The sequence below is a fragment of the Streptomyces deccanensis genome (genome assembly GCF_022385335.1).
In the GTDB taxonomy this organism is placed as follows: domain Bacteria; phylum Actinomycetota; class Actinomycetes; order Streptomycetales; family Streptomycetaceae; genus Streptomyces; species Streptomyces deccanensis.
In genome coordinates this window covers 789,247-805,695 of the sequence record NZ_CP092431.1, presented here as the reverse complement: position 1 = coordinate 805,695, position 16,449 = coordinate 789,247, and the positions used below count along the sequence as shown (strand labels likewise).

The 16,449-nt window shown below is 70.0% G+C and carries 23 protein-coding genes and 2 pseudogenes; 19 read left to right on the top strand and 6 right to left on the bottom strand.

What is annotated here, in order from left to right:
- Nucleotides 1-172: 172 nt before the first annotated feature.
- The 14 genes from L3078_RS03755 to L3078_RS03690 all read left to right on the top strand — a co-directional run bounded on the left by L3078_RS03755 (nucleotide 173) and on the right by L3078_RS03690 (nucleotide 10,441).
- Nucleotides 173-724, top strand: coding sequence for a DUF4913 domain-containing protein (locus L3078_RS03755; RefSeq protein WP_239760196.1), 552 nt, complete (start codon nucleotides 173-175; stop codon nucleotides 722-724).
- Nucleotides 721-1,203 carry a hypothetical protein gene (locus tag L3078_RS03750; RefSeq protein ID WP_239750654.1) on the top strand — a complete coding sequence of 161 codons (483 nt, stop codon included), beginning with the start codon at nucleotides 721-723 and terminating at the stop codon, nucleotides 1,201-1,203. Before L3078_RS03755 ends, L3078_RS03750 begins: the two co-directional genes overlap by 4 nt.
- An 18-nt stretch (nucleotides 1,204-1,221) precedes the next feature.
- A complete protein-coding gene (locus L3078_RS03745; protein WP_239750652.1) occupies nucleotides 1,222-1,920 on the top strand; it encodes a hypothetical protein in 699 nt (232 codons plus the stop codon).
- Complete coding sequence (locus tag L3078_RS03740) at nucleotides 1,890-2,687, top strand: hypothetical protein (protein ID WP_420864037.1); 798 nt, start codon at nucleotides 1,890-1,892, stop codon at nucleotides 2,685-2,687. The genes L3078_RS03745 and L3078_RS03740 overlap by 31 nt, the downstream gene beginning before the upstream one ends.
- A 255-nt stretch (nucleotides 2,688-2,942) precedes the next feature.
- Nucleotides 2,943-3,425, top strand: coding sequence for a hypothetical protein (locus L3078_RS03735; protein WP_239750650.1), 483 nt, complete (start codon nucleotides 2,943-2,945; stop codon nucleotides 3,423-3,425).
- On the top strand, nucleotides 3,422-3,859 hold the full coding sequence (locus L3078_RS03730) for a hypothetical protein (RefSeq protein ID WP_239750648.1): 438 nt from the start codon (nucleotides 3,422-3,424) through the stop codon (nucleotides 3,857-3,859). Before L3078_RS03735 ends, L3078_RS03730 begins: the two co-directional genes overlap by 4 nt.
- Nucleotides 3,856-4,284, top strand: a complete 429-nt coding sequence (locus L3078_RS03725) for a hypothetical protein (RefSeq protein WP_239750646.1) — start codon at nucleotides 3,856-3,858, stop codon at nucleotides 4,282-4,284. Before L3078_RS03730 ends, L3078_RS03725 begins: the two co-directional genes overlap by 4 nt.
- Nucleotides 4,285-4,327: 43 nt before the next feature.
- Nucleotides 4,328-5,170 (top strand): winged helix-turn-helix transcriptional regulator, encoded by an 843-nt coding sequence (locus tag L3078_RS03720; RefSeq protein ID WP_239750645.1) that lies wholly within the window; start codon nucleotides 4,328-4,330, stop codon nucleotides 5,168-5,170.
- Entirely contained in the window at nucleotides 5,167-5,685 is a 519-nt protein-coding gene (locus L3078_RS03715; protein ID WP_239750643.1) for a regulator, read from the top strand. The genes L3078_RS03720 and L3078_RS03715 overlap by 4 nt, the downstream gene beginning before the upstream one ends.
- Entirely contained in the window at nucleotides 5,682-6,917 is a 1,236-nt protein-coding gene (locus L3078_RS03710; RefSeq protein WP_239750642.1) for an MFS transporter, read from the top strand. Before L3078_RS03715 ends, L3078_RS03710 begins: the two co-directional genes overlap by 4 nt.
- 184 nt (nucleotides 6,918-7,101) lie before the next feature.
- Nucleotides 7,102-8,355 (top strand): ATP-grasp domain-containing protein, encoded by a 1,254-nt coding sequence (locus L3078_RS03705; protein WP_239750640.1) that lies wholly within the window; start codon nucleotides 7,102-7,104, stop codon nucleotides 8,353-8,355.
- Complete coding sequence (locus L3078_RS03700) at nucleotides 8,352-9,503, top strand: MFS transporter (protein WP_239750638.1); 1,152 nt, start codon at nucleotides 8,352-8,354, stop codon at nucleotides 9,501-9,503. Before L3078_RS03705 ends, L3078_RS03700 begins: the two co-directional genes overlap by 4 nt.
- Nucleotides 9,500-10,153: an HAD family hydrolase gene (locus tag L3078_RS03695; protein WP_239750637.1), complete on the top strand. Its 654-nt coding sequence runs from the start codon at nucleotides 9,500-9,502 to the stop codon at nucleotides 10,151-10,153. The genes L3078_RS03700 and L3078_RS03695 overlap by 4 nt, the downstream gene beginning before the upstream one ends.
- 48 nt (nucleotides 10,154-10,201) lie before the next feature.
- On the top strand, nucleotides 10,202-10,441 hold the full coding sequence (locus L3078_RS03690) for a hypothetical protein (RefSeq protein WP_239750636.1): 240 nt from the start codon (nucleotides 10,202-10,204) through the stop codon (nucleotides 10,439-10,441).
- Here the strand turns inward: L3078_RS03690 and L3078_RS03685 are convergent.
- Nucleotides 10,416-10,523, bottom strand: coding sequence for an SPDY domain-containing protein (locus L3078_RS03685; RefSeq protein ID WP_420864036.1), 108 nt, complete (start codon nucleotides 10,521-10,523; stop codon nucleotides 10,416-10,418). The genes L3078_RS03690 and L3078_RS03685 overlap by 26 nt on opposite strands.
- Between L3078_RS03685 and L3078_RS03680 the strand changes: the two genes are divergently transcribed.
- Genes L3078_RS03680 through L3078_RS03670 form a run of 3 tightly spaced genes read left to right on the top strand, consistent with a single transcriptional unit; the run spans nucleotide 10,496 to nucleotide 12,019 of the window.
- Complete coding sequence (locus L3078_RS03680; protein ID WP_420864035.1) at nucleotides 10,496-11,062, top strand: SPDY domain-containing protein; 567 nt, start codon at nucleotides 10,496-10,498, stop codon at nucleotides 11,060-11,062. The two genes, L3078_RS03685 and L3078_RS03680, sit on opposite strands and share 28 nt — an antisense overlap.
- A gap of 34 nt (nucleotides 11,063-11,096) precedes the next feature.
- Entirely contained in the window at nucleotides 11,097-11,585 is a 489-nt protein-coding gene (locus L3078_RS03675; protein ID WP_239750635.1) for a hypothetical protein, read from the top strand.
- Nucleotides 11,582-12,019: an Lrp/AsnC family transcriptional regulator gene (locus tag L3078_RS03670; RefSeq protein WP_239760193.1), complete on the top strand. Its 438-nt coding sequence runs from the start codon at nucleotides 11,582-11,584 to the stop codon at nucleotides 12,017-12,019. Before L3078_RS03675 ends, L3078_RS03670 begins: the two co-directional genes overlap by 4 nt.
- Before the next feature lie 601 nt (nucleotides 12,020-12,620).
- Here the strand turns inward: L3078_RS03670 and L3078_RS03665 are convergent.
- Nucleotides 12,621-13,307 carry a GAF and ANTAR domain-containing protein gene (locus tag L3078_RS03665; RefSeq protein WP_239750634.1) on the bottom strand — a complete coding sequence of 229 codons (687 nt, stop codon included), beginning with the start codon at nucleotides 13,305-13,307 and terminating at the stop codon, nucleotides 12,621-12,623.
- A 173-nt stretch (nucleotides 13,308-13,480) separates the two neighbouring features.
- On the opposite strand from L3078_RS03665, the gene L3078_RS03660 reads away from it, so the two are divergent.
- Nucleotides 13,481-13,957, top strand: a complete 477-nt coding sequence (locus tag L3078_RS03660) for a nuclear transport factor 2 family protein (protein WP_239750633.1) — start codon at nucleotides 13,481-13,483, stop codon at nucleotides 13,955-13,957.
- A gap of 725 nt (nucleotides 13,958-14,682) precedes the next feature.
- Here L3078_RS03660 and L3078_RS03655 read toward each other — a convergent pair.
- The 3 genes and pseudogenes from L3078_RS03655 to L3078_RS03645 all read right to left on the bottom strand — a co-directional run bounded on the left by L3078_RS03655 (nucleotide 14,683) and on the right by L3078_RS03645 (nucleotide 15,686).
- Complete coding sequence (locus tag L3078_RS03655) at nucleotides 14,683-15,216, bottom strand: WD40 repeat domain-containing protein (RefSeq protein WP_338059456.1); 534 nt, start codon at nucleotides 15,214-15,216, stop codon at nucleotides 14,683-14,685.
- Nucleotides 15,105-15,356: pseudogene (locus L3078_RS03650) on the bottom strand (flavodoxin domain-containing protein); the annotation flags it as partial. The gene L3078_RS03655 and the pseudogene L3078_RS03650, both read right to left, overlap by 112 nt.
- 48 nt (nucleotides 15,357-15,404) lie before the next feature.
- Nucleotides 15,405-15,686: a nuclear transport factor 2 family protein gene (locus L3078_RS03645; RefSeq protein ID WP_239760751.1), complete on the bottom strand. Its 282-nt coding sequence runs from the start codon at nucleotides 15,684-15,686 to the stop codon at nucleotides 15,405-15,407.
- Between L3078_RS03645 and L3078_RS03640 the strand changes: the two genes are divergently transcribed.
- Nucleotides 15,664-16,032: an MDR/zinc-dependent alcohol dehydrogenase-like family protein gene (locus L3078_RS03640; protein WP_239760749.1), complete on the top strand. Its 369-nt coding sequence runs from the start codon at nucleotides 15,664-15,666 to the stop codon at nucleotides 16,030-16,032. The two genes, L3078_RS03645 and L3078_RS03640, sit on opposite strands and share 23 nt — an antisense overlap.
- 23 nt (nucleotides 16,033-16,055) lie before the next feature.
- Here the strand turns inward: L3078_RS03640 and L3078_RS44885 are convergent.
- Nucleotides 16,056-16,211, bottom strand: a pseudogene (locus L3078_RS44885) (IS630 family transposase); the annotation flags it as partial.
- Nucleotides 16,212-16,449: the final 238 nt, after the last annotated feature.

Genomic DNA, 16,449 nt, shown 5'->3' with positions numbered 1-16,449 from the left:
GCCGGTCCGCGGGGCGGCCGCGCCGCTTCCGTTGTCCCTTTATTCCGCATCTCGTAGGAGGCCGGACTTTCCCATGCCCGAATCCGTATACCCATCTGACGATGGAGAGCTGGAGCCCGTTCGCGTCCCGGATCCGCACTTGGAGGGTATCGAGGCGAGCGTGCGACGGCTCATGGAGCAGTCGGCGCAACAGGCGCAGCAACTCGACCATCTCGCGTCCGATACAGCACCGAGCGGATCGCCCTTCGCCGCGTTCGGCATGCCGGGGCTCGGCGGGCCCCCTGCCGCCGCGCGGCCGGAATCCCGCCCGATCCTGGAACTCGACGGCGAAGAACGCGAAGACGAACTCGACGCCCTGTCGGACTGGGTCGACGACTTCTTCCTCCCTGTCTACGGGGCGGAGGTCACCACCGCCGCACCCTGGTGTCTGCAGTGGCAGGAACACGACGATGTCGTGGCCTGGCTCCACGCCCTGTGGCTCGCGTACCAGCAACACAAGGACCCCGAAGCCGGATTGAGCGGCATGTTCGTGTGGCATCGCGACTTCCTCACACATGCCATTGGGGCGATCCGCGCACCGGGAGGGTCGCTGTCCGCCTGCATGACCTCTCCGGATCGGCCGGCGCACCGTATGCTGCCCGGCCCGCCGCCGTCGGTACGCACGAAGGCGGCCTCTACGGCGGAGGCTGTCGGGACTGACGAGCCGGACGAGCCGACGTCATGACTGCGGCGCAAGGGCAGCCCGTCTTCGGGCTGAGCTTCGATCCCCGCGCGCTGACCGATCTCCTCCAAGCCCCCAGTGACATCCGCGACCTTGCCCTCGCCTACCTGCAGGAGATCGTGAACGCGCAGCGCTTCGGGCTACGCCTCGATGGTGACCTGCAGGGTTATCGCAAGTTGTTCGTGGACTCCCGCAAGGACTGGCGCGTCGTCTACGGCGTCCGGCCGGCGCCCGCGGAATCCCCGTACGACAAGGAGATTCACGTCGTCGCGGTTCGGCCGCGTGCGGGCAATGACGTCTACGACGAGGTCGGCCGCCGCCTGGGGATGCCTGGCCGGCCGCTGAGCGCCCGTACTCACGCGGCCCGCTCCCGGCCGCCGCAGCTGACCCGCGCTCCCGCGCCCCGGCCCGGTCCGCCGCCCGCCGCACTGCCGGGTCTGCCCAGCCCCGTCCGAAGCCCCGCGCCCCATCACACCCGCTGAACGCACGGAGCATCTCCCATGCCCCCTGAACCCACGCCGGCGCCAGCCCGGCGGGCGGTCTCCCCGCTCGACCACCGCCTCGAAGCCGCCACCGGCCACGGCATCGACACCCTGTGGAACTACCGCGACAGGGGCGTCCTCGACGAGCCGCACGCCCACCTCGTCGACCTGCACCGCAAGTTGGCCAAGGCCCAGACCGGCGTCACCTTCTACCTCCGCCTCCTCAACCGCCTTTCCAGCGGAGAGTTCGACGTCGACGACGCCCTGTTCACACGCATCGACCGCACCGTGGACCAGCTGGAGGAGGCCGTCGCCGCGCGGGACACTGCCACCCGGCACGTGCTCGCTGCCCTGGAACCCATCGAGGCCGCCGCAGCGGCCTCGAAGCCCGGCGCGAACCCCCTCTCGACGGACGACCATGCGGCATTGCTCGCCATCGCAGGCGGTGCCAAGCTCCACGAACACCTGCTGACCGGCCGACTGTCCGTCACCACTGCCTCCGGGACCCGAATCCCTCACGCCAAGCTCCAGCAGCTGGAGGACGCCTGGCTGATCATCCGGGACACCACCCACCCTGTGCACGCCGGCCAGCCGGTCGCTCTCACCGAAGCCGGACGCACCGTGCTTTTCGCTGCCCGCCGGACGCCCACGACCCCGGAGCCGAAGGTCCCGGAACGCCTCGGCACATGGCAGGCCACCCCGACACATCGCCGCTGAACCCCACCGAGAGGCCCTTGTTGTCGCCCACCGAACCGGAGCAGGTTCGCACGTTCCTCCCTCAGGTCGACTTCCAGCTGGATGACCTCGACGCCGATGAGGAGAGGTACCTCGACTTCTACCGCCAGGTCGCCGTCCGCGAGGACATGCTCGTCCCCCTCGCCGAACACCACACTCCCGACGGCGCGCACAGCTACTACGTCCTGTTCGACCGCACCGTCACCTGGGGCCACCCCGGCATGCCGCAGGTGCTCGCCGTCCATCTGCAACGAGACCGTGAGAAGCGGACGTTCACCTTTGACCAGGCTCCTCTGCCGCTGCCAGCGATGGCGCAGTCCTGGCTCATCCACCGTGGCTGCCCGCACGACGCCATCGCTCTCAAGCCCGAGCTGGGCCCACCCCCGGCAGATGAGGCGACGCGCGCACTGGAACGACGCCTCACGCGCGACGGCGACCACTACGCCATCGGCTACTCCTACACACAGGACGCCCCGGACGACATGGTCACCGTCGTCGCCCTGCGCGCCCTGGACGAGCGAGCCCCCAGTCCGTTCCGCGTGATCGTCGAGGAGGTCGACACCGACACGTGGACGCACACCCTCCGCGAGGGCGGCTTCGACACGGTGGGCGGGGCCCTGCAGTGGTGCGACGACCGGCTCACCGGCGAGGCCGAGCCTCTCCCGCCGGTCCGCCCAGCAGCCACAGCCGTCCGTTCGGTCGGCGTGGCACAAACGCCTGCCCCGCGCCCGCCCGGCCGCTCGCGCTGAGCGCTCCGGACGACGAGAGCGGCGAAACATAGCCGACGACCGCCGGTTAGCCAAACCGGCGGTTCTCCGGACTCTTGTCCAGGCGTTGGGCGACAACAACGCGGCGCCGTTCCACGCAATCCCCGCACCTACACGGAGGTCTCTTCCGTATGCAGTCCACCCGAGTTGAGAAGAGCAGGAGGCCGTGACCGCTTCGGCGCTCCGTTCGACCGCCCCTCACATGCTTTGGCCTTTCTAGAGAAAGGAGAATTCCCTTTGCCCGACGGCATATCCGATGACGCCGAGGACGTCGTGGGCGTGCTCACCGAACGGATCGAAGCGCGCTTCGCCATGGACATGGACCAGTTGAAGGCCGCAGTTGCCGCCGCACCGACCGCGAACCCCGACGCCACAGATGTCGTGAGGTGGCACAGCCTTCTCGTCGATGCCCAGTCCGTCCTTGACCGCGCGGAGGACGACCTCCTTGCCGCACTGGACACACAGTCCAGCGCGATCGACGACCCAACGATGGACCTCGCACACCGCGTGAACGCGGCTGTCACCGCCCGCGACGGCCGGGCCCTGGTGGTGCGATGGCTCCTCGACCCGGACGCTCCGGGCAAGAAGGACCTCGCCTCCCAACGCCTTGCCGGCCTTCGCCCCCGAACCGGGCCAGCGGTACAGACCAGCGCGCCCCACCGGCCTGCGGGCACACCCGCGTCGACATCGACCTCGCGGGCCGGAAGGCCCGTCCAATGAGCCGATTGAAGACCAGCGCCATGGACGCCGATCTGCGGAAGGTCTTCGGCAACCCAGTCCCCGAACTGCACGAGGCGGCTGCCGGACCAGGAGCCTCTCCCGCGCTCGCCCGTGCCCTGGAGCTCCGCTCCTTCCTGGCCTTGGCCGAGGAGCAGGTCGCTCGCGTCCGTGACCGCGTGCACGCGGACATGAATCCGGACCGCGACATGGGCGAGCTGTCGGCGGACAAGCTCCGCTTCGACGCACAGTGGCTGGAGGCGGCGCTGGACGCCCGCGACGGCTACCGCGCCGTCCTCGGCGAGCTGCTGCGCACGATGTCCCCGCCCGGCAAAGAGACCCGTCCCGTCCGCACGTCGCAGCTCAGGGCCGCCGCAACCCTGACCCCGCCGGCAGCCCCGGCACCACCGCGTCCAGGGGAAGCCCGCCGACCGTGAAAGCCCCCGCTTGTCCCACCCTCACGTCCACCGAGATAGCCGGCCGGATCGAGGATCTGTACGGCGCGCCGCTCGCCGGCCTCACGGCGCACGCCCAGGACCAGCCGCCCGGCATGCTCTCGGCTCTCCTCGGCATGCACGACGATCTCGCTCTCGCCGAGCGCAGTATCGACTTCCATCGCGACCAGATCGCCCGGCTCATCCACAGCGAGCGGCAGTTCGGCCGACAGGAGGTCTCCCATCTTCTCGACGGCTCACGCCGACTCGCCGAAGCCGTCGCCGCCCGCGACGTCCAGGCCAAGTCGGTTGTGGCGGTCCTGCAGAGCCTTGATCGCGTCCCGGCCCCGGTGCCGTCTCCACCGACTCCTTCGCTGCCGTGCCCGGCCCCGCCCCTTCCGGCTCAGAGCGCGGTCCCCAGTCGCTGACCCGTGGGCGATTGCCCTCAACTCACCCAGGAGTTCCTCCCCTTTGGCCATCACCGCTCTGCCCCCAGACACCGATGCCGACATCGCCCGGGTCACCGAGGCGCTCGCCATGATCACCCCGCGCTGGAACGTGAGGATTCTGCTGGCCCTGTCCGGCCAGCCTCAGCGCTACACCGAGCTGGCGGCCAAGATGCCCTGGCTGCAGAACAGCCAGCTCCACCCCAAGGTCAAGTCCCTTTGCGACGCCGGTCTTGTCGAACGCACCGAACACACCACCCGGCATGTGACCTACCGCCACACCGACCGCGCCGTGGCCCTGCTCTCCGTCCTGCCGGTGCTCGTCACCTGGGCGGAGAAACACCTGGAGAAGCCAGACCGTCCGCTGCCCGCGATCGAACAGATCGAAGACAGCCTCACCCTGCTCACCCGACGGCACGCCGCCGCCATCCTGTGGGTACTGAAGTCCCGCGAGGAGGCCAGCGGGCGGGCCCTGGCCCGGATCGTGATGCCCAGGAGTGACTGGACCAACATCTACCCGCCGTTGCGGCAGATGGTCGCCGATGGCCTTGTCGACACCGACGGCATCGGCATGCCCTACCGACTGTCCGCAGCAGGCGACGGGCTGGGCCCCGTCCTCGGCGCCTTGTCGGCGTGGTCCGCCGGGCAGCCCCTCGACCAGGCGGCCCGGCACCCGGTCTGGGGGCACCCGCAGGCGAAGCCCGTGCCGAGGCCATGGGTCAGCAGCCAGCCCAGGCCGCTCCCCACGGCGCAGCAGCAGGCACGGACGGGCGAGCCCTCTTTGACGTGGCACCACCGCGCTCTCTTCTCCCACGCCACGACCGCCCGCCCGAAGTCGGCCATCCAGACGGGAGGCCCGCGACGATGACCACCTCCTTCACCGCTGCCGGAGTTCGCAACGCGGTCGAGTTGCTGGCATCGCGTTCCTTGATCCGCTTGGTCACCGAGATCGACGAAAACGGGGCGATACCCCCGCGACGGCTGGCCGGCACCCTCCCCGACCTCTCCTCGCGCCAACTGCGTCACGCCCTTGAGACGGCGCACGCTCACGGTCTTGTCCGGACCGCACCAGGCGCCGGTCTGGAACTCACCGAGTCGGGTTCGGAGTTGGCCGACCTGTACGACGCGGTGGCGCGCTGGGGCCGACGCCACGCCTACCCGGAACGGGACTGCGAGTTCAGCGCCCGTATCTGCTCTGTCCTCGGGCTCTTGGGCCCCTCGCTCGCAGCCGAGCACGCCGAGGGCTTCTCCCGGCGGTCCGCCGCGCGCCCGCCCAGCAATGAGTGCGAGGCGGATCCGGCCCGGCCCCGAGCTCTGCTGCTTCAGTGGCTTGCCGGCAATCCGCAGTTCACACGGGTGGCCGAGCCCGAACTGGTCGTGTGAGCACAGCAGATACAGCCCGGCACGCAAGCTGCACGGCCGGGTTGCTGCGCAGCATCTACCTGCCGCGTACGGCCGACGCCCTCGCGTTCGCGATGTGCACCTACGGCATCCCGCTGCTGGTCCTGGCGACCACGCGCTCCGCAGTACTGACGGGAGCGGCGTTCGCTCTGGAGTGGATTCCGAGGCTGGCGGCGTTCGCGTGGGCCGGATCGGTCGTGGACCGGCGCGGGGCGGCCGTCGTCTTCCACCTCGCCTCCCTGGGACGCGCGCTGGTCCTCACCGCTGGCGCGGTCCTGCTCCACCTCCACCCGTCCGGCATCACGGCGAGCGTCACTGTGATGGCGCTCGCGGCGACGACCGGCGTGCTCACCGAGTTCAGCTACATCGCGGCCGAGACGGCGGGCGCCGCCGCCGGCCGCCGAGCAGCTGCGCGGGCCCACCGCGTGCAGGCCGTCCTGCTCGGCATCGACCAGACCGCGACCCTGGCCGGCCCAGCCCTCGCAGGAGTGCTCCTGCTCGCCGGACCACCGCCCATGCTCGCGGCGATCACGATGATCTCGCTTCTCGCCGCTGTGCTAGCCCTACGCACACCGCCCTCGTCCGACGCCCCGGCCCGCGTGCAGAAGGAGCGATCAGGCGCCGGACTCCTCACCGGTTGGCGCACAATTCGCTCACTTCCCGCGCTCGGTTGGCTCGTGACCGGGCTGACGTTGTCCAATCTGGCCACCGGGTTCCTTCAAGCGGCCGGTCCCGTGATCGTCGTCGAGCGCTTCGGGCAGTCCGTCACCGCCGTCGGCCTGGTCTGGTCCGCAGCCGCCGGAGCGACGCTCCTCAGCGTCGCACTCTGCCGGTTCGCGCTCGATCGCCTGGGCCTGTGGCCGGTCGGCGCCGCCTGTGCCGCCGTCGCCTCGCTAGCCTGTCTCGCCGCAGCCCAAGCCCCCGACTACCCGTCCTACCTGGTCCTGGTCGCGCTCCTCATGGCGGCCGAAGGCGGCATGACGGTCGTCCTGCGAACCTTGCGCTCCCGGCTGATTCCCCCGGAGAAGTTCGGTAGCGCCCTGTCGGCGACCATCCTCATCCTCCTGCTGCCCTTCCCTGCTGCCGGTGTGCTTACCGCGCTCACCCCGCCCGCTGCGCTGGACCACGTCATCACCGCCTGCGCTGCCTTGCAGGCTCTCGGGCTGTTCGGGACCTTCGCCCGCCTGCGCGTCGATCCCACGCTGCGCACCTGACCCTGGCGCGCCCCAATTCCCGTACGGCGTCGCCGGGCTGAACCACCGCTTCGCCGTCCTCTGCGCCCGCCCCGATCGACGATCACCTCATCGGGGCGCGAGTGTTCGAGCCGCGCCGCCCACGCGCCTGAGACACCCCTTCTCTCCCCACGTCCTGCCGCCTACCGACTCGGAGACCCCTCTCTTGCCCGCTCGCCCTCTCGTGCTCGTCGTCTCTCCGGGCGATGAGGCGGATCGCGGCTACTGCCTTGAGCAGGTGGCCGCCGCCTACGACGTCGTCCTGCTCACCGGCGCCGAACCGTCGTGGGAGAAGCCGTACATCCTCGACCATGCCGTCGTCGATCTGACCGACGCCGCTGCGCTTGTCGCCGCAGGGCGAGCGCTGGCGGAACGACACGACTTCGCCGGCGTGGTCACCTGGGACGAGTGGCAACTCGTCCCCACCGCTCGCCTGGCTCGCGCGCTCGGTCTGTCCTCGCCCTCCGTCGAGGTGATGCGCGGCTGCCGCAACAAGGCCACCGCCCGTACGCTGTTCGCCCGCCACGGGGTGCCGTCGCCAGCGTCGATGAAGGCGCGGACCCTGCTGGAGGCAGGACAGGCGACGAGGGCGCTGGGCTACCCGGCCGTCATCAAGCCTGCGGCAGCCGCTGGCAGCATCGGCGTGATCCGTGTCGACCGGCCCGAAGAGCTGTCCGGAGCCTTCGCGTTCGCTTCGGCCGGCGCGAGCCGCAGCCGCGAGGATACCGGCGTCCTGGTCGAGGAGTACCTCGACGGGCCGGAAGTCTCCGTCGAGTGCGTCACCTACCACGGCCAGACCACTGCGGTCGCTGTGACCCGCAAGCACCTGGGCCCCGCCCCGTACTTCGACGAGACCGGCCACACCGTCGATGCCGCCGATCCGCTCCTGGCCCAAGTCGCCCCGGCAGCCGCTGGTGCGGTCAAGGCCCTGGGGATCACCGACGGCGTGCAGCACGTCGAAATGCGCCTAGTGGACGGCCGGCCCCGGCTGATCGAGGTCAACGCCAGGATCGGCGGCGACATGATCGGCCACCTTGTCCGCCTCGCCACCGGCATCGACCTGGCCCGTGCCGCCGCCGACACGGCCTGCGGCCGTGCTCCGGACCTGACGCCCACCCGCGACCAGGCAGCGGCGATCCGCATCATCTACCCCGCCTACTCCGGCACCCTCACCGACTGCCGCGTCACTGCCCCCGCCCCGGGAGTGGAACGCGTGCGTTTCCAGCGGCATTCTGGAGACCAGGTCGTGCTGCCCCAGGACGGCGGCGACCTGTACACCGCCCGTATCGGCTTTCTGATCACCACCGGGCCGAGTGCCACCGTCGCCGAAGCCCGGGCCCAGGAGGCGTACCGCCACCTGAACATCAGGGTGTCCCCGGTCGCGAAGACGACTCCGGCCACGGGGGAGCGCGGCGCGTGAACCCGACCGCGACACCCGAACTGACGCGCAACCGCCGACTGCTGACCGGGTACTTCGCCGGCCTTGGTGTGGTGATGGCCGTCTGGGGCGCACGTATGCCAGCCGTCCAGAACACAGCCGATGTGAGCACCGGTGGGCTCGCCCTCGTCCTGCTGGCCGCCGCCCTCGGCATGGTCGCCGGGCTCCAGGCGGGCGGACGGCTCGCCCACCCGGCCCGCCTGCCCGCTTTGCTGACCGGCGGAGCCATCGCTCTCGCCGCCTGCCTCGCCGCACTCGGGGTCTGCCGCAGTCTGGAGAGCCTCCTCGCAGTGGCGTTCGTCTTCGGTGTCGCGCACGGCGTCCTCGATGTCGCCGCCAACGCCGCGGCGGTCCGCTGCCAGGACGCCCACGGCCGCCCGATCATGGCCCGGCTGCACGCGAGTTACAGCCTCGGCGCCCTCACCGGCGCCGCACTGGCCGCGGCAACTGCCCACACCGCGCACACCGTGTTGTTCACCGGCGTCGCGATCTGCGCGGCCGCAGCGGCAGGAGCCACGATGGCTCTCGCCGGCCCTGTACTTGAGCCCGTTCACCACCTCGCTGCACAGGGTCTGAGTGAACGCCAGGGGTTGCCCCGGTCCCGGTTGTGGCTGCTGGGCCTGCTGGCGGCGGCAACGCTGCTGGGCGAGGGAGCCGCGGCCGACTGGGCCGCCGTCCACCTGCACGACCTCGGCGCGACCGCCGCGACCGGGGCTGCCGCGTACGGCCTCTACAGCGCCGCCATGGCCGCAGGTCGCCTTGCCGGAGACCGGCTCACTGCCCGCTTCGGCGCTCCCACCGTCGTCCGCACGGGCGCGGTCCTGGCCGCACTCGGCCTCACCACCGGACTTGCGGGCTCCACCATCGCCTTCGCACTCGCCGGCTGGACGGCCTTCGGCCTCGGCCTGTCCGTCACCATCCCCAGCCTGATCACCGCCGCAGGCGTCGGCGGACCCCGCACGGTCGCCACCGTCGCGGTCACCGGCTACGTCGGCCTGCTCGCCGGCCCCGCCCTCATCGGTGCCCTCGCCACCGTCACCACCCTCCCGCACGCGCTGCTGCTGCCCGCCCTCCTCGCCGCAGCCGTCGCCACCCTCGCCCCCAAAGCCCTGGAGAAGCCCACCCCGTGACCCGCACTTCCGCCTCCCCGACCGGGGTGGACGCCGTGATCCTCGACTACAACGGGGTCCTCGGATTGCAGCCCGGTACTGCCATGTGGACCCGGCTCGCCGACCTTGCCGAATGGCCCGCTGGACAGCTCACCTCCTTCCAGGACGCCTTCTGGAGTGCCCGTGAGAGGTACGACGCGGGCGAACTGAGCGACCTCGCGTACTGGGCCAACGTGCTCGGACACCACCCTGGCCCGCGGTGGCTGCGCACCCTGCGCGATGCCGACGCCGCCATGTGGACCCGCACTGACCCACACGTCCTCGACCTCTTGTACCGCGCCCGCGCCGCCAGGCTGCCGATGGTGCTGCTCTCCAACGCGCCCGCCCACCTCAGCAACGTCCTGGACGCCACCGACTGGCGGCGCGACCTGATGACCGACGCCCTGTACTCGGCCCGTCTGAGCCTGTGCAAGCCGCATCCGGCCGCGTACGAACACGCCCTAACCGCCACCGGCGTCACCGACCCCGGCCGGGTGCTGTTCGTCGACGACCGCGAGGACAACTGCCTTGCCGCAGCCGAGCTGGGCCTACGCACCCTGCACTACACCGGCCGACCCGCGGCCCTGGCTGAGCAGTTGCGGCCCACCCTCGCCGAGCGCACCGGTTCCTGATCCCGCACCGCGCCGCTCACCGCCCAGCCCGACACCCTCTGGACTCTCGTGCCCGACTCCGAAGAGATCGACGGCGACGTCTACGTCTCCCCCCGCTACCTCGCCGACAGCACCGCAGTGGGAGACCCCGCGCTGGAGCCGCTGCTCACGCTCGGCTTCGACCTGCGCCATGACGACCTCGGTAGCGCCTACGTCACCGCTCCCGACCGCCGCGTGCGGCTCGGCTTCTTGCCCGAGGGAGACGACGACGGACTGTGGCGGATTAACGCCTACCGAGGGCGGTGGTGAAGGCGGTGACGAACTCGGTCGGGGTGGTGTCGTTGAAGGAGACGCCCCAGGCGGGTGGTCCGAATCGGTCGCGCCCAGGCATACGCCGCAGGCCCCGACGTCTACCTCGCCGAGCCCGACCTCAAGGACCCCGAACTCGGCGCCTTCGACGCCGTCGTCCCACTGATCAAGAACGGCTGGAAATTCCAACCCCCGCGCCGGGACGTCGTGGAGCTGCAGCCCCCGGACGGGATGGCAGCCTGCGCATACACCACCGGCCACCTCGATCCCGAGAAGGAACTCACCACCCTTCAGGCCCGATGGCACCTGTGGGGCGGACCGAAGAGCGGCTACGCCCGCTGGTACGCCACCGCCACCACCCACACCCCCATACCGTTGGTGAAGGCCATCACCGAGAGCGTGTGTGACCCGGCGCCCCTGCCACGCTGGAGGGATTCAATGCTCCCTGGACTACGCGAGGCCGCACAGCTGACCCTCGTCACGCCGCCCGCGCCCCCGGCCCCGACTCCGCTCGACGTACGGCGAGCCGTGGCCTCCCGCCGGACGGCAGTGCTCCCCGCCACCAGCGTGCCGCGCTGGAGCACAACGACCCGGCCTGCCTCGCCCGGCCCACGCCGATAGCTCAAGCATGGCCCCCTACCGGAGACCTCCCTTCGTGTCCCTCCAAGCCTCTGAGTTCTTCGCCGAACTGTGCCTCCCGTTCAGAGTCCACACCGTCGTGGGCAACACGTACTTCGCCACCCCGATCCCGGGTATGCCCCTGCGACTGCGGGTCGACTTCAGCGGCACCATCCACGCGGACACCTATGGCGGCCTGCGCCTGGCGGTCCTCCACCCGGACCGGGGCGAGATCGACGCGGTCACCCTCGGCTTCGTGGAGCACGGCACCTTCCACCGCCGTGACGAAGCGACCAATACGCGGCCCAACACCAAGCGGTACGGCACCTTCGACACGTACTGCCGCCCCGGGCGGCCCCCGTGGGAGGGAGCCGTCACCACCGGGTTGCGCGACGCCATCGAGCGGTACACCGCCGTCTGGTTCCCCGGCGCCGAGGTGACCTTCACGCCCAAGCGCACGGTCAGCCATGCCCCACGCACCACTCCCGCCCCGCTAGCCAACCCCACCGGGGCCCGGACCCGCTGAGCCAGGACCGACTCCTGCGTTCCGGTTTGCAAGAAGACGCCACACAGGCATACGCCGCGCTGGGCAAGACGGTAGGGCTCTCCGCTGGCGCCACCCATGAGCGGGTGCGCAAGCTGTGTGAGCCGGGGGTGATCCGCATCACGGCAGTCGAAGTGGACCCGGCTGCGGTCGGCAGCGGGGTCCTGGCCTTCGTCATGGTCGACTCGTCGGCCTGGACGGGCGACTCCGGCGAGCGCCTCGTCGCGATCCGGGAGCTACAGGAGGCGCGCATCATCGCGGGCAGCGCATCGGTCCTGGGCAAGGTCAGGACCAGGACGACCGAGCAACTCCGGGACATACTGCTCCGGTTGTACGAGATCAAGGGCGTCAGCGGCCCCCAGGCGACTGTGGCTGTGGAGACGTTGTTCGAGAGGCTGGCGTCGACAGGAGCCTGAGGCCCGGCCGTCCGGAGAGGCAGCCAGACCTCAGCAGCCAGGGCACTGTCACCGACATCGTCGACAACGACAACGAAGAGTAGGAGAGGGTGACGGCCACCCTGTTCGCAGACGCCTGGAAGCCGCGGTGCAAGGCGTTCATACGTCCGGCGCCCAAGAGCGCGGGTGCGCAGATGCTGCGCAACTGCCAGCGCACCGTCGAACGGTCCATGAACCACCAGCTGGAAAAGGCCCGCCCCGACCCGCGGCAAGGTTATCGACACCCGCACCTGCCTCGGCTACACCGCGCTGAGGCTCGCCGAGTTCCTCCGGCAGTTCGCCGAACAGCCCTCAGCCGCGGCGGCGGGTGGCGGAGGCGCTGACCGCGGCGTCCTGCGCGGCCCCGGCCTCCGAGGTCAAGGTCGTTGCCGACCAAGCATTTCGGTTTGCTGGCCCAACCTGGCAGCAGAGCAGGCTCAGACAAAATGGGGCGCCGGCATCGGCTCCGGCGTCCACATCACGCGCCATGGTTCCCATCGGGTCATCGACCGGCCGGGTGACTTGCCACGGCGGGGCCGGTTTTGCGTCAGGCCCGTGAGGAAACGCAGCTCACGGACGCGGGTCAGAGAGCGCCTCGTTCGCGGACGAGGCCGGCGACGTCGCGGAGTTTGATGTTGTTTTCCTGGGAGTACCGGCGCAGGACGTCGAAGGCTTGTTCTTCGGTGAGGTGGCGGGCACCCATGAGGATGCCCATGGCTTCGCCGATGGTGTGGCGGGTGGTGATGGCATGTTGCATCTGAGCGTGGGTGCGGGCGGCGGAGAAGGCGACCGCGGCGTGGGAGGCCAGCAGCAGCCCGGCCGTCTCGCTGACCGCGGTGAACGCGCCGGGGGTGCGGGAGTAGAGGTTCAGGGTGCCGAGGTCTTCGTCGTCGGTGTAGAGCAGGAAGCCCATCATGCTGCCGACCCCGAGATTGTGGGCCTGGGGGGCGTAGGTGGGCCAGCGCTGCTGTTCCGCGGTGAGGTCGTGGATCCGGAAGACCCGCTCGCCGTGGGAGCTGTGGGCGGCATCGAAGCAGGGACCCTCCCCCAACCAATCCTGAAGCCGGTCGCTGTCGATGACCAACTGGTCGCTGGGGGCGAGAGTTTCCAAGCGGCGGTCGTGCAGCACCAGGATGCCGGCCGCGTCGCAGCCCTCGACCAGCTCGGTCGCCGAGGCGGTGATCCGCTCCAGCGTGGTGGCCACCGAATCCTGCGCCAGCAGATCACGCGCCATCGATGCCATCTGCTGCGCGAACCGATCCCACTCCACTTTCCGCCTCCCTCGACTCATCCCGCCTCGCACCACCGCATACCCAGCCTTCCACTGAAGCGCGCCACGCCTCGGGAGGCGGTTCGGGCCAGGAAGCCATTCACGGAGCTGGCGACCGTTCGGACCAGGTAAAGGTGTCGTGGACGCGCAGGTAGGACTGGTAGGAAATGGAGATGACTACCGGTGATCTTGACCCGATGGAGCGTCTCCTCGCGGAACGAGCCTGTGAACGTTTGATCTTGGAACTGGTCCGTCGGCTCGACCTCGGTGAGCCGAGCACGGTCTCCGACCTCTTCACGCCCGACGGAGTATGGGAATGGCCGTATGACCAGCGGCGGATCGAAGGCAGGGAAGCTCTGCGCGAGTACTTCGGCTCTCGACCAGTGGACCGGTTGTCCCGGCGCATGTGCACGAACATCCTGGTCACGGTCGACTCGCCGGACACTGCCGCAGCGACCACCTACTTCGCGACCTACCGAGTCGACGGTTATACCGAGGGAGCACTGGTGGCGCCCCGGCTGCCGGCGAACATCGGTCACTACCAGGACACCTTCCGCAAGATCGACGGCTCTTGGCTCCTGGCGACACGGACCCTCGTCCTGCCTTTCGGCGGGCCGACGGAACGCCTGGACAGTCCCAGCCAGTCCTGATCGATAAGCCAGCCTCAGCCCGTGGCGGTCTCCCGCGTTCGGGCCGCCTTGTGCCGGCGAGCCCGTAGCGACCTGCTCGCCGACGAGCACGGGGCGGAGGTGGTGAACGGCCTCGCCGCCCAGTAGGCCAAGGCTGCAGACGCATCCATGGCCAGGACCGTCCGGAACGCGATGACCCGCGGCCGCTCCGCGACTGAAGCCGCGCCCCGTCCTCGATCCGCAACAGCACAGCTCGGTGGCTGTCGACTTTCGGCTCTCCGGCAAAGCCCGGCGGCAGATCGGGCCTGGGAACTGGCGGGGTCAGCATCGGCTCCGGCAGCGTCCATGTCACGTCCCATCCCTTCCACCTGGCCTGTCCGCTACCCGAGTGGCTCACTGCAGGCCATGACCTTCCCGCTCGGCACCCGTGTGTACGTGATGACCGTCGCGTTGCTGGTGTGCATGCTGAGTAGCGGGGGCTGCTTCGGCCTTGTCCTGGACGGTTGAATAGGCGCCGTGGTGGGCGCGACCGCCACTCGCGTGGGCGCGGGATTCGGCATGCTTGCCCGCCCCCGGCCTGCAGTGACCGTCGTCCAGGCCGTCAGCGGCGACGGCTATGCGGAAGAGATGTTCGACGGTCCTGTTGAGGATCGTGATGTGCGAGGCGGTCTGACAAGGAGAGGTAGTCATGCCAACTCCGAAGGCCGCTACCCCAGCACCAGGGACTGTCTTCAGTTGTGATCACACTAGTCGCACGCCCTTCTGTACGGCGCGTCCGGTACGTACGTGTCCCACTCGCTCCTCGTCAGGTTTTCGTTCCCGGCACGGGCGCAGACGTGGGCGATGGCGCGGGTGGGGTCGACGGGGTGGCGGTGAAGAGGGACGTGGCCGCCGCCGGCGTAGAGGGTGGTGTTGTCGGGGCTGAAGGCGAGGGAGTCGATGGGCTCGCCGGGGGTGGGGAGCGGGCCGCCGAGGGGCTGTTGGGTGGTGGTGTCCCAGAGCTGGATGGTGCCGGCGTCGCCGCCGACGGCGAGGGTGTGGCCGTCGGGGCTGAGGGCGAGGGCGCTGACCGCCTCCGGTGTGGCGCCGAGGGGGGCCGGGAAGACGTTGCGCAGGACACCGGCGCGGCGGCGCAGGTCGCCGTCCCACAGGGCGACCCATACTGGTTGAACCAGCGCTTGGAGCTGGCCTCGGCGAAGGCGTGGAAGACGGCGGAGGCGGTGCCCGTGTAGGTGGGCGAGCCGAAGATGATCGCGTCCGAGACGTCGAGCAGGGTCCACTGCTCCTCGGAGATCTCCTCGACGTTGATCAGGTGGGCGGTGGCGCCGGTGGTGGTCACCCCATCGCGGACGGCCTCGGCGAGGCCGGAGGTGCGGCCGAAGCCGGAGTGGTAGGCGATGGAAACGACGGGGGTGGTCACGTTACTTGCTCCTTCGGATTTGCATGTCCGACCGCGCGGGAGCCGCTCTCAGCCGGCGTTGAACGCCTCGGCGACGGTCAGGGTGTCCTCGTACAGGTGCATGCGAACGATCCGGCCGTACTCGACCGCCAGGTGCAAGGCCGTGAGTGTGCTGAACTCCGTGCCGTTGGCCGCGACGGTGTGCGTGAAGACCGCCAGCAGCACCACGTCACCGCCATCGACGATGACGCGCTCCGGCACGGCCTCGCTCTTGCCGGGCGCGAAGTTGCGACCGCATCGTGGTGAAGTACGGCGCAACCAGTTCTCGATGCTGGGCAGCAATCCGCCCACGGCCGGTCTGATCCTGAGCGAGTACGCCGACCTGAGGCCCGGGGACTGGATCGTGCAGAACGCCGCGAACTCCGGCGACGGACGTTCCCTGATCGCCCTGGCGAAGGCCTGCGGATTCCGGACGATCAACTTCGTCCGGGAGGAGTCCGTGTTCGCCGAACTGAGCGAGGCCGGCGCGGACATGGTCCGCCTCGACGGCGCGACGGCGGTCGAAGAGGTTCGCAAGGCGATCGGCGATGCCCGGGCCGGGCTCGCCGTCGACTCGGTGGGCGGCCACGCTCCCGCCCGCCTGAACTGCCGCAGTGGTCCGCAGTGGGCCTCGATTGGGGTTGCCCAGGATGCGTAGGTGGGCGTGAAGCACAGCTCGACCCGGTTCCTCCTGGGCCAGCGCCGGATCGTCTCGCCCTTGTGGGCGGACAGATTGTCCAAGATGGCGTAGATCGGCGCGCCGTCCGGGCGGGCCGCGCGGAGCGACCTCAGCGCGGCCAAGGCGTTCGCGGCGCCCGGACTTGCCCTCGACGACACGGTGCTCCTGCCGACACATCGACCGGGGGCACACCCACAACGTTTTCGCTCCAATGAGGTACAGCCGCGACCAGCGTGTCCTGTCGCATTGAGCCTGTCTGTGGATCTTGGAGCGGCGGGGTTGCCCGTCGAGTGAGAACGCTCGGCTCAGGATTCTCAGTGCATCTGGCTTCTGCGGAATCCGGGGGATGTGAGCCGAGTCCTCACAGGACCGTCAGGAGGAACCGGCCTGGTAGTG